The organism is Aquimarina sp. AD1, from assembly GCF_003443695.1.
In the GTDB taxonomy this organism is placed as follows: domain Bacteria; phylum Bacteroidota; class Bacteroidia; order Flavobacteriales; family Flavobacteriaceae; genus Aquimarina; species Aquimarina latercula.
Genome location: NZ_CP031966.1, coordinates 5,317,491 through 5,339,375, shown reverse-complemented (window position 1 = coordinate 5,339,375; position 21,885 = coordinate 5,317,491). Strand labels below are relative to the sequence as shown.

21 protein-coding genes are annotated in these 21,885 nt (G+C 31.3%); 12 read left to right on the top strand and 9 right to left on the bottom strand.

Features of this window, described 5'->3' with window-relative positions:
- Nucleotides 1-123: 123 nt before the first annotated feature.
- The 3 genes from D1815_RS23000 to D1815_RS22990 all read right to left on the bottom strand — a co-directional run bounded on the left by D1815_RS23000 (nucleotide 124) and on the right by D1815_RS22990 (nucleotide 2,566).
- Nucleotides 124-1,056: a peptidylprolyl isomerase gene (locus tag D1815_RS23000; RefSeq protein ID WP_027392302.1), complete on the bottom strand. Its 933-nt coding sequence runs from the start codon at nucleotides 1,054-1,056 to the stop codon at nucleotides 124-126.
- A gap of 149 nt (nucleotides 1,057-1,205) precedes the next feature.
- Nucleotides 1,206-2,003, bottom strand: a complete 798-nt coding sequence (locus D1815_RS22995; protein WP_118389682.1) for a tol-pal system YbgF family protein — start codon at nucleotides 2,001-2,003, stop codon at nucleotides 1,206-1,208.
- Nucleotides 2,000-2,566 carry an RNA polymerase sigma factor gene (locus D1815_RS22990; RefSeq protein ID WP_118389680.1) on the bottom strand — a complete coding sequence of 189 codons (567 nt, stop codon included), beginning with the start codon at nucleotides 2,564-2,566 and terminating at the stop codon, nucleotides 2,000-2,002. Before D1815_RS22990 ends, D1815_RS22995 begins: the two co-directional genes overlap by 4 nt.
- Before the next feature lie 103 nt (nucleotides 2,567-2,669).
- On the opposite strand from D1815_RS22990, the gene D1815_RS22985 reads away from it, so the two are divergent.
- Nucleotides 2,670-3,131 (top strand): hypothetical protein, encoded by a 462-nt coding sequence (locus tag D1815_RS22985; protein ID WP_118389678.1) that lies wholly within the window; start codon nucleotides 2,670-2,672, stop codon nucleotides 3,129-3,131.
- A gap of 3 nt (nucleotides 3,132-3,134) precedes the next feature.
- Nucleotides 3,135-5,918 (top strand): CHAT domain-containing protein, encoded by a 2,784-nt coding sequence (locus tag D1815_RS22980; protein ID WP_027392306.1) that lies wholly within the window; start codon nucleotides 3,135-3,137, stop codon nucleotides 5,916-5,918.
- On the opposite strand, the gene D1815_RS22975 is transcribed toward D1815_RS22980, so the two are convergent.
- On the bottom strand, nucleotides 5,915-7,798 hold the full coding sequence (locus D1815_RS22975; protein WP_027392307.1) for a histidine kinase: 1,884 nt from the start codon (nucleotides 7,796-7,798) through the stop codon (nucleotides 5,915-5,917). The two genes, D1815_RS22980 and D1815_RS22975, sit on opposite strands and share 4 nt — an antisense overlap.
- Before the next feature lie 98 nt (nucleotides 7,799-7,896).
- Between D1815_RS22975 and D1815_RS22970 the strand changes: the two genes are divergently transcribed.
- The 6 genes from D1815_RS22970 (at nucleotide 7,897) to D1815_RS22945 (ending at nucleotide 11,581) form a co-directional block, all read left to right on the top strand.
- Nucleotides 7,897-8,637, top strand: coding sequence for a LytTR family DNA-binding domain-containing protein (locus tag D1815_RS22970; protein ID WP_118389676.1), 741 nt, complete (start codon nucleotides 7,897-7,899; stop codon nucleotides 8,635-8,637).
- A 248-nt stretch (nucleotides 8,638-8,885) separates the two neighbouring features.
- On the top strand, nucleotides 8,886-9,074 hold the full coding sequence (locus D1815_RS22965) for a hypothetical protein (RefSeq protein ID WP_027392309.1): 189 nt from the start codon (nucleotides 8,886-8,888) through the stop codon (nucleotides 9,072-9,074).
- Between the two features lie 234 nt (nucleotides 9,075-9,308).
- Nucleotides 9,309-9,506: a hypothetical protein gene (locus tag D1815_RS22960; protein ID WP_027392310.1), complete on the top strand. Its 198-nt coding sequence runs from the start codon at nucleotides 9,309-9,311 to the stop codon at nucleotides 9,504-9,506.
- Between the two features lie 186 nt (nucleotides 9,507-9,692).
- Nucleotides 9,693-9,878 (top strand): hypothetical protein, encoded by a 186-nt coding sequence (locus D1815_RS22955; RefSeq protein ID WP_027392311.1) that lies wholly within the window; start codon nucleotides 9,693-9,695, stop codon nucleotides 9,876-9,878.
- A 147-nt stretch (nucleotides 9,879-10,025) separates the two neighbouring features.
- Nucleotides 10,026-11,231 (top strand): hypothetical protein, encoded by a 1,206-nt coding sequence (locus D1815_RS22950; protein WP_118389674.1) that lies wholly within the window; start codon nucleotides 10,026-10,028, stop codon nucleotides 11,229-11,231.
- Nucleotides 11,232-11,401: 170 nt separating this feature from the next.
- Nucleotides 11,402-11,581, top strand: coding sequence for a hypothetical protein (locus D1815_RS22945; protein WP_027392313.1), 180 nt, complete (start codon nucleotides 11,402-11,404; stop codon nucleotides 11,579-11,581).
- Nucleotides 11,582-11,645: 64 nt separating this feature from the next.
- On the opposite strand, the gene D1815_RS22940 is transcribed toward D1815_RS22945, so the two are convergent.
- Entirely contained in the window at nucleotides 11,646-13,853 is a 2,208-nt protein-coding gene (locus D1815_RS22940) for an ATP-dependent DNA helicase RecQ (RefSeq protein ID WP_118389672.1), read from the bottom strand.
- 230 nt (nucleotides 13,854-14,083) lie between these two features.
- Here D1815_RS22940 and D1815_RS22935 point away from each other — a divergent pair, with 230 nt between their 5' ends.
- From D1815_RS22935 to lptB, 4 genes are all read left to right on the top strand, one after another.
- Nucleotides 14,084-15,049 (top strand): SIS domain-containing protein, encoded by a 966-nt coding sequence (locus tag D1815_RS22935; RefSeq protein WP_118389669.1) that lies wholly within the window; start codon nucleotides 14,084-14,086, stop codon nucleotides 15,047-15,049.
- On the top strand, nucleotides 15,049-15,891 hold the full coding sequence (tatC, locus tag D1815_RS22930; protein ID WP_027392316.1) for a twin-arginine translocase subunit TatC: 843 nt from the start codon (nucleotides 15,049-15,051) through the stop codon (nucleotides 15,889-15,891). The genes D1815_RS22935 and tatC overlap by 1 nt, the downstream gene beginning before the upstream one ends.
- Nucleotides 15,888-16,244 (top strand): carboxymuconolactone decarboxylase family protein, encoded by a 357-nt coding sequence (locus D1815_RS22925; protein WP_118389667.1) that lies wholly within the window; start codon nucleotides 15,888-15,890, stop codon nucleotides 16,242-16,244. The genes tatC and D1815_RS22925 overlap by 4 nt, the downstream gene beginning before the upstream one ends.
- Before the next feature lie 73 nt (nucleotides 16,245-16,317).
- Nucleotides 16,318-17,058, top strand: a complete 741-nt coding sequence (gene lptB / locus D1815_RS22920) for an LPS export ABC transporter ATP-binding protein (protein WP_027392318.1) — start codon at nucleotides 16,318-16,320, stop codon at nucleotides 17,056-17,058.
- A 12-nt stretch (nucleotides 17,059-17,070) separates the two neighbouring features.
- On the opposite strand, the gene D1815_RS22915 is transcribed toward lptB, so the two are convergent.
- Genes D1815_RS22915 through D1815_RS22900 form a run of 4 tightly spaced genes read right to left on the bottom strand, consistent with a single transcriptional unit; the run spans nucleotide 17,071 to nucleotide 21,853 of the window.
- On the bottom strand, nucleotides 17,071-18,039 hold the full coding sequence (locus D1815_RS22915; RefSeq protein ID WP_118389665.1) for a CapA family protein: 969 nt from the start codon (nucleotides 18,037-18,039) through the stop codon (nucleotides 17,071-17,073).
- A complete protein-coding gene (locus D1815_RS22910) occupies nucleotides 18,033-20,504 on the bottom strand; it encodes a DUF3160 domain-containing protein (RefSeq protein WP_118389663.1) in 2,472 nt (823 codons plus the stop codon). The genes D1815_RS22915 and D1815_RS22910 overlap by 7 nt, the downstream gene beginning before the upstream one ends.
- A 12-nt stretch (nucleotides 20,505-20,516) precedes the next feature.
- Nucleotides 20,517-21,065 carry a hypothetical protein gene (locus D1815_RS22905; RefSeq protein ID WP_205486648.1) on the bottom strand — a complete coding sequence of 183 codons (549 nt, stop codon included), beginning with the start codon at nucleotides 21,063-21,065 and terminating at the stop codon, nucleotides 20,517-20,519.
- An 8-nt stretch (nucleotides 21,066-21,073) separates the two neighbouring features.
- Nucleotides 21,074-21,853 (bottom strand): phosphatidylcholine/phosphatidylserine synthase, encoded by a 780-nt coding sequence (locus D1815_RS22900; protein ID WP_118389661.1) that lies wholly within the window; start codon nucleotides 21,851-21,853, stop codon nucleotides 21,074-21,076.
- Nucleotides 21,854-21,885: the final 32 nt, after the last annotated feature.

Below are 21,885 nucleotides of genomic sequence, written 5' to 3'. Positions count from 1 at the left end.
AAGAGGGAGGACAAGTGTTAATTATGCGTTAAAGTGGTTTTTTTATGTAGGGTTGACCATTAAAAAAACAAAAAACCTCTGAAAATATATTCCAGAGGTTTTAAAATTATTTTAAAAAGAGTTTTACTTTACTCCTACCAATTCTACATCAAAAACTAGTGTAGCATTTGGGGGAATTACTCCTCCAGCTCCGTGCGCTCCATATCCTAAAGATGGCGGAATTACAAAACGTGCCTTATCACCTATTTGTAATAAAGCGATACCTTCATCCCATCCAGGAATAACCTGCCCCATTCCTAATGGGAAATCAATTGGTTGGTTACGCTTGTATGAAGAATCAAACACAGTACCGTCTGTTAAACTTCCTTTATAATGTACTGAAACAGTTTTTCCTTTTTCTGCTTGAGCACCATCACCTTTTTGGATGATTTTATATCGTAATCCACTATCCGTTTTATCAAAACCAGCAGCTAATTCTTCTAATAATTGTTCAGAAGCCTTTTTTGCAGCAGCTTCTCTTTCTGCTTTAGCTCCATTAAATTGTCTAAAAGTTTCTACAGCATTAAAGTTCTCAGCATCAGCTCCTACCCTTACTATCTCTAAAGAATCAATTGTATCACCTTGCGCAACAGCATTTACGATATCCTGTCCTTCTACAACTTTACCAAAAACAGTATGCTTACCATCTAACCAAGCAGTCTCTACGTGAGTGATAAAAAACTGACTTCCATTAGTTCCAGGTCCGGCATTAGCCATAGATAATACTCCTGGTCCATCATGTTTTAGATCTGGGTGAATTTCATCATCAAATTGATATCCTGGTCCACCTGCTCCAGAACCTTGTGGATCTCCACCCTGAATCATAAAATCAGGAATTACTCTGTGAAATTTTAATCCATTGTAGTAAGGTTTTCCTTGAGGAACTGCTTTGTTCTCCATATTACCTTCTGCTAAACCTACAAAATTCCCAACTGTACCTGGAGTCTTTTGATACTCTAGATTTACTAAAATGCTTCCCTTCGAGGTATTAAATTTTGCGTATAATCCGTCTTGCATAACTGCGTATTTTAAGCTTGTTAAATTTTAAGCTGCAAAGATAGGTAATTGCTTAATGTTTAACACATAAAACGAATGATTGTTTGTCTCTTTACAATCATCGAATCTACAAAACGATACTGATGAAAACTTCTAAGCGAGTCGTATATTTAATCAATCTCTGTTAAAAGCTCCTTAGCCTCTTGATACTTATATGCATTACTATCAGAAACAATAGTTTGTAAAACCGCTATCAATTCTTTTTTATCCTTCTGTTTTAAATAAACCAAAGCTTTATACCAATTGGCTTTTTTAGCTTGTAGTGTGTTAGAATCTCCCAAAAGTTGAAACTGTGATAAAGCTTTATCAAACTTATTAAGTTCTACATATGAGATCCCATTATAAATATAACTTAAAGGATCAATAGATTTCTCTTTTTGATGATAGGTGGTAAATAACTCTGTAGCTTCTTTATATTTTTGCTCTTCGAATAATAACTGAGCATTTTCTAAAATTTTATTAGTGTCTTCTCCTCTAGTAACTAAAGATGGTATTTCATCTAAATGAATATACGAAGCATATAATTCATCGTAATTGGTATCCTTAAAAACAAATAATGAAACGGTGATCAAAACGGCAATAGATGCAGCTATTCCAATAAACCAAAAAGTCTTTGATTGAGAATTTGATCGATTTTCTGAAATCACCTCGTTAATCGTTGATTTTAATGCTGCTGCTTCATCACTTTGATAAAAAGTTTTTAATTGAGTAGCTTCTGTTGTTTTTAATAACTCTTTATTTCCTTCTACCCATTCTTGATCTTCATAAATGGTCTGCATATCTTGCTGCAACTTCAATTCTTCAGAGAGTTCCGTATCAGTAAGCAATCTTGCCTCAAACGATTCCTTTTCTGATGCTGACATATTACCGCTTAGATAATCATCAATTTCTATCGGGTAATCTTTCATAATTCTTTGATTTGGTTATATCTCGAATCTTTTTTAATCAATTTAGTCAATTGCGACTTACAATTAAAAATACGTTGTCTCACTACATTATCTGTATTATATCCTAGTTTTTCTACAATATCTTTATACGGTACTTTCTGAAAAAACAACTGTAATAATTGTTTACAGTTATCAGATAATTCAGCTAATTTTTCTTGAAACAGCTCCCACTTTTCTTGTTCTAAAGTTAACATCGTCATATCTTCTGCTTCTTTAACATGTTCTATAACCTCATCATTTGTTACTATACGTTTTTGTTTATTTAGTTCTCTACGCCATAAATTTTTACAAACTGTATAAAAATAAGCATTAAAATTACTCTCAATAATGAATGCTTTTATCTTATATCTAGCAATTAACTGCATCAAAGCTTTCTGAAAAACATCTTCTGCATCCGTTGTATTCCCATTATTATTAAGCACAAAACTTCTCACCTTGGGAAACTCTTTAGTATACAAATCTTGTATCACCTGTTTTTCTCCAGAAACAATCAGCTTTAACTGGTCTATTTCAGTTATCTTCATTAAGATATCTTTAACTATTTAATTTTTTTTTATTTTAGCGTGGTAACATTTGTTAGGTTAGGGAAACATACTAATAAATAATAATACAAAAAAAGATTTAAGAATGAAAAAAATCACGTTACTATTGGTAGCTGCAGTTTTTGTGATTGGAATACAAAGCTGTTCTACAGAAGAAACTTCTATTATTGAAGAAGAAGCACAACAAACCTTAGAAGAAAATGACTCTAAATTTAACTGGGTTCCGCATTGTAACTTTTTTGTGCGTTATCCAGTTGATTGGACACAAGAAGATAGAGATGATTTTCATATTTGGGCTAGAGAGAACTGGTTTAGTTCCATCTTAGTTCTTTTTGAAGATGGATGCTACGCCGTAGATGAATGGAGAGTCCCATGTTCTGAATTAGAAAAAGTTACTAAAACAGATATTGCATCAGCCAATGCAACTGATGCTGGAACTAAGACGGAAAATGATGACGAGGGCGTTCCTACTATCATATATACACTTAAAGCTAAAAATGGTTATTACGATAATTGTTATGATGTTCCATTACATGGACAGCTTTAGTGTATGAAAATCATAGATAAAAAAACTCAAATAAGAAAGGAAATCTATTTTCCTTTCTTATTTTTTTTAATATATCTAATCAATACTCAATCACTATATAGTCAAAAGATATCCCCAACATTAGATTCTATTCTAATTAGTAAAGAGAGCGATACTATCAAAAAATGCCTATATACTGACCTTTTCAAAACCTATGAAAGACAAAGCAACTATACCCAATTAGGTGCAGATGCTCACGAATTAGGAAAATGGTTTTATCGAAAAAAAAATAAAGAAAAAACCATATATTATACTCAACTTGCTATTGATGCTAAAAAAAAAGCAATCCCCTTTGATAAAGAATTACTTAAAAACAGCTACATCAATCTTGGATATTTTCATAACAAATATAAAAATTACGAGAAAGCTATTAAAGCATTTAAAAACGCCGCCCCTTTTAAAAAAAACTCCTTGAACATAAGAACTTATAACTATTTAGCTGACATCTATCTTAAACTAGAGGATCCCTATAACTCGGTCGAACATCGTTTGAAGGTATTTCAATACTTAGATCCAATAAAAGATCGACAAAAAATCATAAATAGTCATATTAATATAGCCTTTTCATATAGAAATATGGGACAGATTAAGACTAGCAAACAAGTAATTCGACATTTACTGCTAGCAGATTCCCTTGTAAAAATAATAGAAAAACCTAGTATCGAAGATGAGTATCTAATTACCTCAAATTTAGCAATACAATATCATGACCTCGGTAATATGGATTACATTAAAAATGGCTCAAAAAACAACTTGATAATTGCTATTTATTATTACAAAAAAGCCCTTATAATATCCAAAATCATAAAAAACAAAGGTTATGAATGTTCTACTAACTATAATCTAGGATTAGCAAATATTGATTTAGATACTATAATTGCCAAAGAATATTTTAATACATCATTATCATTAGTTGAGCACAAACCAACATTACTAAAGTCTATTTATTTTGGATTTGGTAAACTTGCTTATAAAGAAAAAAAATATGATCAAGCTATTGATTTTTACCAGAAATCAATAGCTGGGTTTTTAAATCCAGAAAAAGCCGATTATAATTGGTCATCAACTCGAAAACAATTAGAAGGAGTAGAAAAAAAATCATTATTCCTAGGGATTTTAAAAACAAAAATTAACACTTACATTGATCAAGGAAATACTTCAAATAACAAAAGTGCTTATTTATTAGCTTTAAAAACAGTAAAAACTGCGGATCGACTAATTGAGATCATGCTAACCTCTGATCTCTCTTACAAAACAAAACTACGATGGCGCGATCTGGCTTCTGAGATTTATATTATTGGACTAGAAGCTTGTTATCGAGCTAACTTACTAGACAAGGCCTTTTACCTCATGGAAAAAAACAAGGCATTATTGCTTATGCAAGATCTTAATAGAAGTAAAACAGCATTACCAGAAAGTATCTTAGAAAAAGAATTAGCATTTAAAAACGATATCGCTTCATTACAAGAAAACAAAAAGGGGGGGTCTGATAAAAAAAAAGATTCTTTATCCATATTAATATTTGACAAAAAAGAGGAACTACAGCGCTTCAATGATTCTATAAAAGGGTTTTACCCAGAACATTTCTTGTCTAAAGAAATTCCTGGAGTACTATCATTATCAGAAATAAAACCAAAGGAAAATGAAGTAATTATTCAGTACACTATGGCAGAACGTATTGGATATACTACTCCTTATGGATATGGGATGATCTTATCTAATGAAGGAAATAAGGTTTTTAAATTGAAACAAATAGATACGTTATTAAATAACATTACATCATTAAGAGAACAACTCAATAAACCATTTACTACTACAAAAGATATCGAGACCTATACTAAAGTTTCCAACGCTATTTATCAATCCTTGTTTCCAAAAGATATTAGAAAATCTCTCAAAGACAAAAAAGTAACAATCATACCTGATCATATGCTAGGAATGATCCCTTTTGAGGCATTGATAATTGACATCAATAGAAACACCTATTTCATAGAAGAAAATGAGATCGATTACGCATTCTCTCTTACTTTTCAAAACAAAAACAAATCCATCCAAAGAGAAGCTACTCAGGATTTCTTAGGAGTTGCGCCCATCAATTTTTCTAATAACCTAACCACATTAAAAAATAGCGCTAAAGAAATCACATATGCTAATAAATTATATGACGGAACGCTGTTAGTGGATCAAGAAGCCACTAAAGAAAATTTTATCAAAAAAATAAAAGATTATAAAATACTGCACCTAGCAACACATGCAGATGCTTCTGATTCTATTGTACCTTGGATCGCTTTTAGAAATTCTAAATTAACCGATTTAGAACTGAACTCTTTACAAAGCCAGGCAGAATTGGTAATATTAAGTGCTTGTAATACTTCTTTAGGAGAAATTAGACGTGGAGAAGGTATATTAAGTCTTGCCAGAGGATTTTTTAAATCAGGAGCCAATACTGTGATTCCATCATTATGGAGCACCAATGATAAAGCGACTGCTACCATCACCGCTAATTTCTATAAAAATCTAAGCGAAGGACGAACTAAATCAGCAGCTCTACGTACGGCAAAACTAAACTATCTTAAAAACAATAAAGATGCGGAAGCCTCTCCTCACTATTGGGCCTCTTTAGTATTGATTGGAGATAGTGGAACTTTATTGCCACAATCTAATAATTTATGGATGTTTCTATTAGGATTTGGGATTGTAGCTGTGATAGTATTATATTTATTTCTTTATAGAAGAAATAAAGATTAAGTATCTATCAAGTAAGGTAATATCACTTTAACTTCAGTGCCTTTTCCATCTGGAATTTGATCAATAGTAAAATTTGTTTTTTTATTTAATGACTTTGCATAAATCTGTAAGCGTTCTTTAATAATTTTACCAGAAAAAGACTGATGTTTTGTATCAACTTTAGATTTAAATTCTGAAGGTTTTGTAATCCCTGCTCCATTATCTACAATAAGACACTGTATCAAACCTTCTTTTTCATTTTTGGATAATACTATCTTAATAAAACCGTCGTCTACACCTCTTAAACCATGCTGAATTGAATTTTCGATAAAAGGTTGAATAAACATAGGAGGGATAAAGGTTTCTTCAATATCAATATCTTCTGAAACTGAAACCGAATAAGTAAACTTTTGAGAAAAATTAGATTCTAATTCCAGATAATCTTCTAAAGATTGTAACTCATCTTCGAGAACAATGAACTCTTCTCTGGAATTTTTGAGAATCAATCGAATTAAACTACTTAATTTGGAGATATACTGTAAGGTATGTCCCGATTTTTTATTTACTAAATTACTTACTGTATTTAGCGCATTAAAGACGAAATGAGGATTTAACTGAGATCGTAATAATCGTTGTTTTAGATTAGCAGTTTCATACTTACTCTTCAGTTTACGTTGTCTAAACAACAATATTCCAACTCCGATAATCGACACTAATATTCCTAATAACGCTATAGCTATAGTATTTCTTTGCTTTATGATAATCTGTTGTTCTTCTGTTATCGCCGCTAACTGCTCTATTGATTCTTCTTTTTCTTTTACTTCATATGCAATATTTAATTCTCTAAGTTTTTCATCCAATACTTGTTGATGAAATTTTTGTAGAAAATCACTTTTTCTTATAGAAACAGATAAAGCATCTTCTAGCTTACCATTTTTTTGATACGTTTTAATAAGGTAATCCATATTCCTCACTTTCAAATCTCGATCGCGCTTATCTAATTTACCTAAAGCATTAATACTATCTAAAGTCCTATTAAGCAAATACATAGCAGCACTATACTCTCCTTTATTCAACAGCATCTGACCATAATTAATGTGAGAGCTATATCTAGAATAGTCCGAAACTTTCTCCGAGTTTAAATCTACTATATCTTTAGATTTTTTAAAATGATAAAAAGCTGAGTCCTTTTGATTTACAGAATGAAATAAATTTCCTAAATGATTATGAGAAGTTACTTTTATACCTATTATAGTATCTAACAATGCTTTTTTGTAAAAAAACTTTGCAGAATCTATTTTTTTTAAATCAAAATACATATTACCAATGCTGTTATACAAAGGGCCATAATTAAGTGGGTTTTTCAAATAGCTTGTATCCTTTGATGTTTTCAACAAGTACATTAAAGCCAAACTATTATCCCCCATTTCTAAATGATTACTAGAAATATCTCTAAGAATATAACCTTTAAGATACTTTGAAAAACCTGGATATTTATTAATCACCCTTAAAGCATTCATCATATAATCTAATGCTTTATTATGATCCTTATAGTGCAACCTTAATGCTCTGCCTCCATTATAGTATGCTCTTGCTAATTGGGTTTCGTCTTCTTTACGTTTCTTATCTGATGTGTCATAAGACGAGATTGCTTTATTTGCAAAGAAATAACACGAATCTAATTTATCTTCACCCAAATATAACACACTCATTTTAGAATAATAATAAGTCCATCCTAACAAATTTTCATCTGTTTCCAACATCTTCTGATATTTTAAAAGGTTTTCCCTATTCGTAGGATAAATCTTAAAAGTATCTATTTCTTTTTGTGTATAACTATTCTTTTGCGCATTCCCTTTTAGTCCAAACATGATTATAACTAGCAATATGGTTGTTCTCATTTTTGTCTTTTTTTTAATAAATTATATAAGTTAATACAAGTATAATTAATTAATTTAGCTATTGCTTAATAAAAAAGAAGTAAAACGCATAAATCTCAATGGATAAAAATATTTCAGTTATTATTATTGAAGATGAAAAAGATTCTTTAGAATTCTTATCCGAAATGTTAGTTGAAAATTTTAAGGAAATAGAAATAGTTGGTAATTCTGGAAGTATACAAGAATCTATAAATATTTTAAAGCTAACTAAGCCTGAATTAGTATTTATGGATATTGAACTTATTGATGGGAATTCTTTTCAAATTCTAGATGAAATTTCTAATCATGAGTTTGAGATAATATTTACCACAGGGTATAATAACTACATTGAAAAAGCAATGGAATATTATGCTTTCAATTTTTTATCAAAACCTATAGATGTCGATAAATTAAAAAATGTTGTTCAGCGATACCTAAACCTGAAAGAACGTATTTTTACAGAACAAAAATACGATCTGCTCAAAGAATTCATGACCAAATCTCGTTTAATGATAAATATCGGAAATGAACATATAGCAATTGATATTGATAATATAATCAAATGTGAAGCAGATGGTAATTATACCATTTTTTTAATTACTGACAGTTTAAAATATTTAGCTTCAAAATCACTAAAACATTACGAAAATCTATTAATAACTAAAGGTTTCTTTAGAGCTAATAGAAAAACATTAATAAATACCAAACATATCACCTCTATCTACAAAAAAGAAACTATCATTTTAAGTAATAAAGAAAAAATAATTGTTTCAATTAGAAATAAATCTAAATTAGGTGATCTCATAAGAACATTCTCTTAAACAATTTAATATACGCTTATCAAATAATCCATTACGCTTATCAATTTATTATAGTATTTCTAATAATACATTAATAAATTGACACTAATTAGTTCTTAGCATTAATAATACATATAATATAGAACGTTGAGTTAAAAACTCTATGATGAAGATTAAATGATTTACTTATAATTTTAAGATTTAATTAGACATATACCTTAAATGTCTATAATTGTTTAAGGAAAAAAATAATTATTAATTCGTAAATTATGTTAAAAAGCATTTTAAAAGAAAATGGAGTTCAAGAAATTAAAAAAAATGAACAAAAAAGTATAAACGGAGGAGTTTTAAGTACAAACTGCGATGATATTCAAGGTTGTCAATATGGAGGCTATTGGACTCCAACATTCAGAAATGGGATAGTTCTAATATGTTGTGCAGGGACCCCTGATAACTAAAATAATTGAAGGTATAATATATCGATGCGAAAAATAAAAAGATAAAGAGATTACTAAAATTAGTAATCTCTTTATCTTTTTAAAAGAACTTAAAAATACCCATGTTTTAAAATTTATTAAAAAAACAAAAAACAGATAGTAACATTTTGGTAATATACTGAACATGGTAGTAGATATATCCTCTAAATATCTATAAAAGTTTAGAGATTTTTTAAAAATTTAAAACTAAAAATTATGTTACAAAACATTTTAAATGTAAAAGGAGTACAAACAATGAACAAACAAGAACAACAGTTAATCAATGGTGGTTTTAATGTAGGTGGATTCGACATTGACAGCTGCATTGATGCAGACACAGACAGATTATGTCAAAACGGAAGATATAATGCTGATGGTTGTTGGACTTGTGATGCCGGAACACCTGATAATTAATTAAATCTATTTAAACTTATTGAATAGATCTTAGAATAATCGTATAAGGTTGTTGGTTTTGACAACCTTATACTTTTAAAATCTCATTAAAATAAACATATACTAATAATTTTAAGATTTAATTAGACATACACCTTAAGTGTCTATAATTGTTTAAGGAAAAAAATAATTATTAATTCGTAAATTATGTTAAAAAACATTCTAAATGTAAACGGAGTATCATTGATTAACAAAGACAAACAGCAATCTATTAAAGGAGGATATTTACCAGAATGTCCAACCTTTTTCCCAGGAGGATGCTTTGCTGGCGCTCCATTTTATTGCAACATTCATGGATTACCATTATGTGACCCACAGGATGAGGAAAATTAATTAGAAAAGAGGTTATCGAATTCGATAACCTCTTTTCATAAACTTTAACCACAATTCTTTTAAAACAAACTTATTTCTATATCAAACCATCTGATTTTTAACAAAAAAGCTATATTTGCTGCTTCACACACTCAGATCGTCATATACATGAAATCTTTACTTTATTTTGCAGTAGGCCTATTTTGTATAGCTACTTGCAGCGCGCAAAGCCTTTATGAAGCTGGTTATTTTATCGATAACGATGGAAACCGAAAAGAATGCTTAATCAAAAAATTGTCATGGAGAAGTAACCCAACAGAATTCGAATGGAAACGAACCATCTCTTCTAGCCCTAAAACTGAAACTATTGAAAACGTTAAGGAGTTTGCTGTAGGAGAAGATTATAGGTTTAAAAGGTATATCCTACAATTTGATCTTAATGGAGATACAGTTGGCAAATCTACTAAATCAAAAGATCCTAATCTTAGGTACCAAAAGATATTTTTAAGAACTATATTACAAAGTAAAACTACCTTATACCAATATTCTGAAAATGGTGTAAATCGTTTTTTCTATACGGATCCTAATACCGTATATCCAGAATTACTTTTATACAAGGTATTTTATACGCCAGACGAAAGTAAAAAACCAGGAAAGAAGATTATCCCTCAGCAAAACAACACCTATCAACAGCAATTACAGGATAAAATAAATTGTGAGGATCAAGATGTTTCTAAACTTACCTACACACAACGGGATTTAAAAAGATACTTCAAAAAATATAACGAATGTAAAGGCAATGAAATAGAATATAGCATTCGTAAAAAAATCAATCAAACCAGAATAGGTATCGTTGCCGCAGCAGATGTAAGTGGTTTTACACACAATTCAATTATAGGCAGCGCTGGTAATGTAAGTTATGATGACGTTTTTGTGCCACGATATGGTATATTTATAGAGACTTTTATACCTTTTTCTAAGGTAGATTTAAGTTTCTTTCTAGAATCTACGTATAAGGCTTTTACCATGGACGGTAGGGATTTCGAAATTTCTAATAGTGAGTTTGAACTAGATTATAAAAGTATCAATATAGCCGTAGGACCGCGATTTCATATTTACTTAAGTTCTAAGTTTGAGTTATTTCTAGAAGGAGGTCTTACTGTCGATTTTAATATTGGTACAGAATCTAATGTTTTTGCAGAGAATGAAATAGAAAATACTACCACCGATTACTTTTATGGTGGGGGTCTTGGATCAGGTCGATTTAAAATTGGTTTTAGACAATATACAGCTAAGAACATATCAAAAAGCACTTCTATACCAGACTCAGAGTTAACTACTTCTAGCTTATATCTTTCTATGAATCTATTTTAAACCTTAAAAAATTATAATAGCTCAAATAAAAAACTGAATTTTCCCTGTTTATTTAACATCTCTTTAAGCAACAATTATATTATTAATCGTTCTTAATATATTAAATAGACATATACCTTGAGTGTCTATAAATGTTCAGGGCATTATAAATTATTCTTAAAACTAACAATATGTTAAAGAACATTTTAAAAGAAAACGGAGTTCAGGAAATTAAAAAAAATCAACAAAAATCCATTAATGGAGGTAATGGAAATCCTGCTTGTGCTCAAGCAATCTCTATCGATGGAACTCTATGTCTATGTTTAGGTTGGTATCCTCAAAATGGGGTATGCGTAAACGGAAATCAATAAAATACTTCTAAAAAAAGAGAGGATGTAAAAACATCCTCTCTTTTTTATTTCTATAATATCTACTTTAATTAGCTACATCACTAATAAATTTGATACGATACAATCTTAATTCTTCATCATCATAATCTCCATCAAACTCTTCAATCGCCGTATCTATTTTATCATTTTCCGCCTCTATAAAATATTCATGAATTTCTTCTTGTTGATCTTCATCTAATATTTCATCTATCCAGTATGTAATATTAAGTTTAGTACCACTATATACAATAGCTTCCATTTCTTTAATAAACTCTGGCATATCCATTCCTTTAGCTGCAGCGATATCATCCAACGGAAGTTTTCTATCTACATTCTGGATAATATATAACTTAAGTCCACTATTAGCTCCTGTACTTTTTACGACAAAATCATCAGGACGCATAATATCATTCTCATCTACATATTTAGAGATTAATGCTACAAACTCTTTTCCGTATTTTTTGGCTTTTCCTTCTCCTACTCCATGAACATTTCCTAATTCCTCGATACTTATCGGGTATTTAAGGGCCATATCTTCTAGCGATGGATCCTGAAATACCACGAACGGAGGAACTCCTAATTTCTTGGCAACAGTTTTTCTTAAATCTTTTAGCATACCTACTAATCGATCATCAGTGCCACCTGCTTTTCCTACACCTTTAGCAGCGGTTATAATAGAATCGTCCTTAGTCTGATCATATACATGATCTTCTGTCATCATAAAACTCACAGGCGATTCGATAAATTTTCTTCCTTCTGGAGTAATTCTTATCACACCATAAGTCTCTATATCTTTTTTCAAATACCCAGAAACGAGCACTTGTCGGATCAATGCCATCCAATATTTATCTTCTCTAAACTTACCTGTTCCGAAAAAAGGTTGTTCATGAGTTTTATGAGATATAATAAGCGCATTACTTTTTCCGATCAACGTATTTACTAAGTCTTTCGATTTATAAATTTCTCCTGTTCTATTTACAACTTTTAATAAGAGTTGCACTTCTTCTTGAGCTTCATGTTTCTTTTTTGGATTACGAACATTATCGTCCATGTCCGCTCCTTCTCCTGTAACCTCATCAAACTCCTCACCAAAATAATGCAATATAAATTTACGTCTGGATATAGAAGTTTCGGCAAAAGCCACTACTTCCTGTAACAAGGCATGTCCTATCTCCTGCTCTGCAACAGGTTTACCACTCATAAATTTTTCTAACTTCTCAATATCCTTATAAGCATAATACGCCAAACAGTGTCCTTCTCCACCATCTCTACCTGCACGACCTGTTTCTTGGTAATAACTTTCTATACTTTTAGGAATATCATGATGGATTACAAAACGTACATCGGGTTTATCGATCCCCATTCCAAAAGCAATTGTAGCAACTACTACATCAGCATCTTCCATTAAGAACATATCTTGATGCTTTGCTCTGGTCTTAGCATCCAAACCTGCATGGTAAGGAACAGCTTTTACGCCATTTACCTCTAGTGTTTGAGCAAGCTCTTCTACGCGTTTTCTGCTTAAGCAATAAACAATTCCGCTTTTGCCACTATTTTGTTTTACAAAACGAATAATATCAGCATCTACATTTTTTGTTTTCGGGCGTATTTCATAAAACAAATTAGGACGATTAAAGGACGCTTTAAATGTTTTAGCATTACTCATCGCTAAATTCTTAAGAATATCTTCTTGAACTTTTGGCGTTGCCGTTGCTGTTAATCCTATAATCGGAATATCTTCTCCTATTCGTTTAATAATATTTCTTAGATTCCTATACTCTGGTCTAAAATCATGTCCCCATTCACTTATACAATGGGCTTCATCCACAGCCAGAAAAGAAATCTTTTGCTCTTTTAGGAAATCTACGTACTCTTCTTTTGTCAAAGATTCTGGTGCCACATATAACAGTTTTGTTACACCACTAACAATGTCTCCTTTTACTCTTTTGACCTCGGATTTGTTGAGGGAAGAATTTAACACATGTGCTATTCCTTCTTCAGAAGAAATACTTCGAATAGCATCTACTTGATTTTTCATTAGTGCGATTAGCGGAGAAACTACAATAGCTGTTCCTTCACACATTAAGGCAGGAAGCTGGTAGCAAAGGGATTTTCCACCACCTGTAGGCATAATAACAAAAGTATTTTGTTTTCCTAAAATACTTTCTATAACCTTCTCCTGCAATCCTCTAAATTGACTAAAACCAAAGTACTTTTTTAAAGCTCCTTGTAAGTCGGTTTCGTTCAAACTCATTAAATCGTTTAACTTTTATATACCAATTAAATTAAAATCGCTATCACTAAAACCTTTTTCCCCAGTAAAGATTTAGTGGATTGTTCTTTTTTTAAAAGTTACCAAAGATAAGGAAAACTAAAAATAGTAAGCTTTTTTCTGGCACTATTTAAAATTCATAAGGTATTACATACCTTTGCATAATTAAAGATAATAAAATCTTTATTTATAACACGCAAATTTTATAAATTTTGAACACCCTCGATACGATTATTTCTTTTGCCCAAAAAACAATTAGTGAAGAAGCTAAAGCAATTGCAAATCTGGAACAGCTTATAGATCAAGAATTTGCAGAAGCGGTGAATACGATTCATAATTCTAACGGTCGTGTAATTATTACAGGAATCGGTAAAAGTGCTATTATAGCTTCAAAAATAGTAGCAACTATGAATTCCACTGGTACTCCAGCAGTATTTATGCACGCAGCAGATGCAATTCATGGTGATTTGGGTAATATTCTTAAAGATGATGTAGTAATTTGTATTTCAAAAAGCGGAAACACCCCTGAAATTAAAGTGCTGGTACCTCTGATTAAAAACTTTAACAATACTTTAATTGGTATTACCTCTAATAAAGAATCATTTTTAGGGCAAGAAGCTGACTTTGTTTTAAATGCTTTTGTAGAAAAAGAAGCATGTCCTAATAATCTAGCTCCTACAACAAGCACCACTGCACAATTAGTTATTGGTGATGCAGTCGCTGTAAGTTTATTAAATCTAAAAGGATTTTCTAGTACAGATTTTGCTAAATATCATCCAGGAGGAGCTTTAGGAAAAAAATTATACCTGCGGGTAAATGATATTGTATCTAAAAATGAAAAACCTGAAGTAAGTCCAGATTCTGATATCAACGCTGTTATTGTAGAAATGACAGAAAAAAGATTAGGGGCAACCGCAGTAACCGAAGACAATAAAATTATCGGAATAATTACCGATGGTGATTTACGAAGAATGCTCACCACGAACACTTCTTTTGCAGGTTTAACCGCTAAGGATATTATGTCCCCAAACCCTAAACGTATCGATGCAGATGCAATGGCGATAGATGCTCTAGACAGATTGGAGGAGTACGGAATATCGCAGTTATTAGCTGAAGAAAAAGGTAATTATGCAGGTCTTTTGCATATTCATGATCTAATGAGAGAAGGTATTTTATAATGGCAAATAAAACAACAAAAGATCCGCAATCCATGTCGTTTCTTGATCACCTAGAAGAGTTACGATGGCATTTAATAAGAGCAACTTTAGCAATAGTTTTGGTCGCTATTTTTGCCTTTATTTTCATAAAAACTATTTTTACGGATATCATCTTTGCATTAAGAGATCCGAATTTTATCTCTTACAGAGTTTTATGCGGTATTTCTGAAACCTTTGGAATGGAAAAAGGCTGTCTAGAAGAAATGCCTTTTAATTTTATTAGTACAGAAATGGCTGGGCAATTTAGCGCTGCCATATGGACATCTATTACCACAGGATTTGTAGTAGCATTCCCTTATATATTGCATGAATTTTGGAAATTCATTTCACCAGCACTTTATGAAAAAGAGCGAAAACATTCTAGAGGATTTATTATAGTATCTTCTATATTATTTTTTATTGGTGTCCTTTTTGGGTATTATATTATCGCACCGCTTTCGGTAAATTTCTTAGCTACTTTTTCTGTCGCTGAAGTTGTAGAAAATCAGATAAAAATAGGATCTTATATATCATTAGTTAGGGCTTCTGTAATTGCATCTGGATTTATTTTTGAATTGCCTATAATCATATACTTTTTAAGTAAAGTAGGATTAGTAACACCAGAATTTATGAGACGTAATCGAAAATATGCTTTGGTTATTGTTCTTATTCTAGCTGCTGTAATCACACCTCCAGACATCTCTACTCAGATAATTGTTGCAATACCAATACTTATATTATATGAGATAAGTATTTTTATTTCCAAAATGGTTGTCAGAAGAGAAAATAAAAAGAATAAAAAATTAACAACACAAACTAGATGAGTACTATAGTTGAAGAATTTAACGAATATAGAGAGAGAATGAACTCTCGTATTCTAGAAGATAATAATAAAATTATTAAAAGAATTTTTAATCTAGATACGAATGCTTTTATGAAAGGAGCATTGGATGTAAAAACGAAAGAACTATTAGGCTTGGTTGCTTCTGCCGTATTAAGATGTGATGACTGTGTCCGCTATCATTTAGAGACTTGTCATAAAGAAGGTTTAACCAAAGAAGAAGTGGCAGAAACCCTAAGCATTGCAACTTTAATTGGTGGAACAATTGTAATTCCTCATCTTCGTAGAGCATATGAGTACTGGGATGCATTAGAAGCAAATACATCTAAAAATTAAGGTTTAAAAGAAATACTATAAATTTACCTGCTCATTATAGCAACACTTACCATCTAAAGAAGTCATTCTGATTATGAAGTTAAAAGCGGACAACTTAATTAAGTCATACAAAGGTCGAAAAGTAGTAAAAGGGATTTCTCTGGAAGTAAATCAAGGAGAAATTGTAGGTTTATTAGGGCCCAATGGAGCTGGTAAAACTACTTCTTTTTATATGATTGTAGGTTTAGTTAAACCTAACGGTGGAAAAATCACTTTGGATAATACCGATATCACCAAATTCCCGATGTACAAACGTGCTCAGAATGGTATTGGTTATTTGGCTCAGGAAGCTTCCGTTTTTAGAAAATTAAGTATAGAAGACAATATTCTAAGTGTTCTTCAGCTAACAAAACTTTCTAAAAAAGAACAACTTCATAAAATGGAATCTCTAATAGAAGAGTTTGGATTAGGGCATATTAGAAAAAACCGTGGTGATCTTCTTAGTGGTGGCGAGAGAAGACGTACAGAAATTGCCAGAGCACTAGCTACTGATCCAAATTTCATTCTACTTGATGAACCATTCGCAGGAGTAGATCCAGTTGCTGTAGAAGATATTCAACGGATCGTAGCACAACTAAAAAATAAAAATATTGGAATCCTGATTACAGATCATAATGTACAAGAAACGCTTGCTATTACCGACAGAACCTACTTGATGTTCGAAGGAAGTATTCTTAAAGCAGGTATTCCTGAGGAATTAGCAGAAGATGAAATGGTTCGTAAAGTATATCTTGGTCAGAATTTTGAACTTAGAAAGAAGAAATTAGATTTTTAGATATAGTTTTTCTTAGTCGTTTAAAATTTTTGGTGTACATTTTTCTATGCTAAATTCTGAATGATTAAAAACAACATCTTTTTCGCGAACTTGTAACTGCACTAATAACCCTTTAGAGTTAATAGGTTTATTTTGGTCAAAAATAAAATTCCCAATACTATAATAAATTGGTTTTTGTTTATACGACTCTACCGTCTGAATTGTATGAGGATGGTGCCCAATAATACCGTCAGCACCAGCATCTATTAATAAATATGCTTGTTGCTTTTGATACGTTAGTGGAACAACAGTATGTTCTGCTCCCCAATGGAGCTGCACTATAATTACCGAATTAGGTTCTTTACTTTTTAACCCCTTAATCTTACCAGAAATAGCATCAAAAGAATCTTCGCAAACACAAGGTTTGTTTTCTAAAAAAGTCCAATTTTCTGATGGAACTTGAAGAGAAGAAAACACATAAACATTCCTAGGAGTAGTAGCGATTAATTGCGGTCGACAGGCTTTTTCCGTATTCTCTCCATACCCCAAGGCAATCAAACCATTGTTTATTATATTTTTATTAGTATCCACGAGACCGTTTCTACCTTGATCCATCGCATGATTATTAGCCATATTAAGATGTGTTATTCCATGATCTTTTAATGACTTTAACCAAGATGGTTCTGCTCTAAAAATAAATTTTTTATTAATCGGTTCCTCTATCTCGGTAGCCGGGCATTCTAAATTTGCTATAACAATATCATTTTTTTGAAAAACTGAATCTATGGATGAGTGAAATAGGCTATTCATCCCCAAATGTTCAATACGATTCCGTACACCTCTATCCAACAATAAATCCCCAACAAAAACAATACTAATTTCATCAATTTTTCCTCTACCTGTATTACAAGAAGAGGTTACTATTAAAAAGGTTATTAAATAAAAAACAAACGCACCTAATCGATATTGAGACATCAAGTAATATCTAAATTCTGTTAACATCCGGAACTGTAGAATATTTTTTCATTCGTTTTAGGAACTGGTATTGGTACAATAATATCTTTCATCCAAATTGGTATTCCGGTTGCTTCATTATTTTCTAGCATTTCTTGCCATTCTTCGTCTGTTAAACGATTACCCATTGGTAAATGAAATTCATGATATCCAAACACCGCACCTTTAGTTATGTATAAATACCCTTCAATTTCTACTACTGCATATATATCATTTACATTACCTGTTGCGACGTGTAAGATTCCTTTATCTGGATTGTTCTCGCCATTAGCGGTATAAATATCCGCTACAATAGCAACAGATTTATCTGCACCTTTTACATTATGCCAACCATCAAGATATTGATCTTTTTGCTTGACTAAATCCAACGTTAACCATTCGAATGTACTCCCAATTATTTCTATCTGACCATATTCTTGCACAGATAACTTTTTACCAGCAAGTTCTTTTGTACTAGCTGATAACAAAAACTCTGCATTTTCTCTTAAACCTGTTGTAATTCTAGAAATGTTAGAATTCAATAGTTTATTTCTTTCTAAAACAGATTTGGTAAGATCTATTAATTCGATTACCGTATTCCAATACCCAATATTAGGCTCTACATACCCAACCGTATATGGACTAGGTACCTCTTCTCCAGATCCGCACTCAGCTGCCATAGGTTGTTCTGCATAAAGAATAGAATCATGTTTAAGTTCTGCCCAAGACGCTAATGATGCATTTAAGTTTTTCTTATCCCATTCGGTTGTCTGCATAAAATACGGATAACTATCATTCGGTTTCTGCAACTCCAATAAACTTTGTATCCATTTGGTATACAGAGTTTCATTCCAGTCTAAGTCTTTCATTTCTTTTTGCATATCAGAAAGTAATTCCGGATACTTACTCCATTTCTCACCTTCTTTCAATTCATTCAGTAATAAATTTTCGGCAGATTCACTCCCAAAAGCAGCCATGACATCTAGACCCTGAGGATAAGGACGTTTAGAAACTTTACTTTTTAAATCTACTAAATTCTGAAGAACATCATTATCTGATAAATATCTTTGTGGAATAAAGTTGATTTTAATTTTACAACTTCCGCCACCTGATCTTATTTTATCTTTGATTTCTGCCATTTTTTTCACTTCCTCTTTCAAGCTTTCAATAACAGTAGTATTCTGTAAAATCTCTTCTATAGGGAGCTCTTCCTTTTCAATTAAATCTACTAAATCCAAAAAAGACACATTATCTGGTTGACCTATTATAAAATTAATAGGTTCCATTATTGCTTTATATTTCCGTAATGTTTCTTTTTCAAAATTTGGACTATTCCCTAAAACAGAAGCATTAACCAAAGCTCTTTTAAATTGTAAATCATTATTGAGGCAAAAAGGTGCAGATTGCAGCCACATCATAGCACTAAAATATCGTTTTAACGTTTCTGTACGAGTGTAATGTCCTCTCGGTTTAAATAAGCTATAAGGAAAATTAACTTCTTCAAATTCTAAAAATTTAGAAGTACTATCCTCTGCTCCTTTAATTGAAACTAATTCATTTTCATAGTGTTGTTCATACCCCAAAGGCACTTCTATTTTTTTGTTAGTTAAAACAGTATAGGCTATAGCATAATAGGTATGATTAAATTTTGCTATTTCCTTTATTGATTCATTAGGTGTAGTTTTTACAATCTCTTGCATATCCTTTATCATAGACTCACAAATCTGTGATAGTATAGGAATAAATTGTTCTTCTTCTATTTGTCTAAGTATGTAACCAAAATACATATGAAACAATTGCATATACATATCGGTAGTTACAAAATTTGGGAACTCAGCATAATCATTTTGTTCATACAAATGAAATAACTGAATATTATTATTAGGAACTATAGCAAACCCATTCTGACTTAACATACTCATTAATTCGGGTGCTGGATCATTTAATTGAAAAAGGTTTACAACATTGTTCACGTTCGCCAATTGTCTATTACCTTTTTTTACTAAATTCTTTAATTTTAATTCTTCTTCTCTCTTCTTTAATTTCTCAATAAACACTGTTTCTTGGTCAGAATACGAAATAGGTGCTATATCCTTTCCTCCTTCTTCTGCCCAATATCGATTTTCCATTCTTTCGTTATACCAACTAGTAGCACCAAAAGTATACCTAAGATCCCCTTTCATAAAGCAATACCCTTGTTTAGCAGCAAAACTGTTTCGTAAAATCCTAATTTCATAAAGACTAAACGAAGAAATGTCCATTTCTAAATTAATATCCTCTCCCAGCTGTTCTATATCCAGTTTTCCATCAATCAGAACAGGATTCTCTACATTCTCGATAATCTGATCATCCTTTTCAGTTACTTCTACAATATCCGGAGAAACTTCAAATTGTTTTTTTTCTTCGGATTTTTTATCACCTCCGCAAGCTATTAGAAACAAAAAGAAACTAGCAAATAGTATTTGTCTGTTCATAATTCTTTTAATTTATATGTTTTCGTTTTTAAGTATGCGTATTGCCCTTAGACTATCAATTTCTCTATGGATATATCTTTTGAACTCCAACCCAAATCTACGCCATTTATATTCTGCAATTAATACCTTTCCACTCTTTTCTTTTTCAACGCTTCTAATAAAACTGCCTTCTTTATTTTTTATAAAATTAAAGTCTACCAAAGGTTTACCCAACCTAGAACCTAACCATAGTGGACGGACATAACCTTCATAATTTTTAAAAATAAAAAGTCGTTTTCTTTTTATGGAATCAAATCGAGTTGTTTTAATAACTCCTACTAATATATCATTAGATCCATTTTCATCTACATCTCCAATCATATATTGATACACTGGATATTTTAACTCCCAAGTATCTATTAAAGAATCTGATTTGATTTGTATATAAAATAAAGAGTCATGTTTTTTGATTAAAGTAACGCCACTATCGTATTCCGTGGATTTATTTCTAGTTTTACTAGAACAGCAAAACATAAAAGATATTCCAACTATAAAAAACAGTAATCTGTAAATATTTTTCATTTACTTAATTAATTGTTCTGCGCAACATCTTTCTCCTTAAAAATTAGGGACATCAAAACATACAACAAGATAACACAAGGTATTGCCATAAACTGAAGTAATACAAAGAAAACAATTGTAAGCAATAAGAAAATATATCTGACTTTATTTTCAGCAAACCTCCAAGTTTTAAACTTAAGAGCAAACAATCCAATTTCGGCATTTAGTAAATAACAACTTACCAAAGTTAAACCGATCAAAAACCATTGATTTAAAATAACATCTGACATCCATGGATGCGTCTGATATCTGATGATTAATGGTAAACTTAAAATCAATAGAGCATTGGCAGGAGTCGGCAAACCTATAAACGAGGTAGTCTGACGTGTATCGATATTAAATTTAGCCAATCTATATGCAGAAGCTAATGTTATAAGCAAACCTATTAGTGGCAAATAATTCAAGCCAAAATCACTAAGCATAAAATCATAAGAAATTATTTGACCAGAACCTTCAGAAACGCCCCGATAGGGGTATCCAAAAATCTTAGCAAGCATCTGGAACATCACTATTCCTGGTACTAATCCGCTGGTCACCATATCTGCTAAAGAATCCAGCTGCAACCCTAATTCGCTTTGTACTTTCAAGATTCTAGCAGCAAAGCCATCAAAAAAATCAAAACCAATACCAAGCGCCACAAAAAGTGCTGCTAATTCTAAAGCCCCCTGAACTGCAAAGATGGTTGCAATACATCCACAAAGTAGATTAAGTAATGTAATAATATTAGGGATTTGCTTTTTAAGCCACATATGATTTGATTTTTGTGTAAAAATAGCAAACT

Bases quoted from the DNA above. Each gene is read 5' to 3' on its own strand.
- D1815_RS22975 (WP_027392307.1), bottom strand. From the start codon at position 7,798: ATGAGAACAACCATATTGCTAGTTATAATCATGTTTGGACTAAAAGGG.
- D1815_RS22990 (WP_118389680.1), bottom strand. From the start codon at position 2,566: ATGAAGATAACTGAAATAGACCAGTTAAAGCTGATTGTTTCTGGAGAA.
- D1815_RS22905 (WP_205486648.1), bottom strand. From the start codon at position 21,065: ATGAAAAATATTTACAGATTACTGTTTTTTATAGTTGGAATATCTTTT.
- D1815_RS22940 (WP_118389672.1), bottom strand. From the start codon at position 13,853: ATGAGTTTGAACGAAACCGACTTACAAGGAGCTTTAAAAAAGTACTTT.
- D1815_RS22965 (WP_027392309.1), top strand. From the start codon at position 8,886: ATGTTAAAAAGCATTTTAAAAGAAAATGGAGTTCAAGAAATTAAAAAA.
- lptB (WP_027392318.1), top strand. From the start codon at position 16,318: ATGAAGTTAAAAGCGGACAACTTAATTAAGTCATACAAAGGTCGAAAA.
- D1815_RS22915 (WP_118389665.1), bottom strand. From the start codon at position 18,039: ATGTTAACAGAATTTAGATATTACTTGATGTCTCAATATCGATTAGGT.
- D1815_RS22945 (WP_027392313.1), top strand. From the start codon at position 11,402: ATGTTAAAGAACATTTTAAAAGAAAACGGAGTTCAGGAAATTAAAAAA.
- D1815_RS22950 (WP_118389674.1), top strand. From the start codon at position 10,026: ATGAAATCTTTACTTTATTTTGCAGTAGGCCTATTTTGTATAGCTACT.
- D1815_RS22900 (WP_118389661.1), bottom strand. From the start codon at position 21,853: ATGTGGCTTAAAAAGCAAATCCCTAATATTATTACATTACTTAATCTA.
- D1815_RS22985 (WP_118389678.1), top strand. From the start codon at position 2,670: ATGAAAAAAATCACGTTACTATTGGTAGCTGCAGTTTTTGTGATTGGA.
- D1815_RS22980 (WP_027392306.1), top strand. From the start codon at position 3,135: ATGAAAATCATAGATAAAAAAACTCAAATAAGAAAGGAAATCTATTTT.
- D1815_RS22925 (WP_118389667.1), top strand. From the start codon at position 15,888: ATGAGTACTATAGTTGAAGAATTTAACGAATATAGAGAGAGAATGAAC.
- D1815_RS22960 (WP_027392310.1), top strand. From the start codon at position 9,309: ATGTTACAAAACATTTTAAATGTAAAAGGAGTACAAACAATGAACAAA.
- tatC (WP_027392316.1), top strand. From the start codon at position 15,049: ATGGCAAATAAAACAACAAAAGATCCGCAATCCATGTCGTTTCTTGAT.
- D1815_RS22970 (WP_118389676.1), top strand. From the start codon at position 7,897: ATGGATAAAAATATTTCAGTTATTATTATTGAAGATGAAAAAGATTCT.
- D1815_RS22955 (WP_027392311.1), top strand. From the start codon at position 9,693: ATGTTAAAAAACATTCTAAATGTAAACGGAGTATCATTGATTAACAAA.
- D1815_RS23000 (WP_027392302.1), bottom strand. From the start codon at position 1,056: ATGCAAGACGGATTATACGCAAAATTTAATACCTCGAAGGGAAGCATT.
- D1815_RS22910 (WP_118389663.1), bottom strand. From the start codon at position 20,504: ATGAACAGACAAATACTATTTGCTAGTTTCTTTTTGTTTCTAATAGCT.
- D1815_RS22995 (WP_118389682.1), bottom strand. From the start codon at position 2,003: ATGAAAGATTACCCGATAGAAATTGATGATTATCTAAGCGGTAATATG.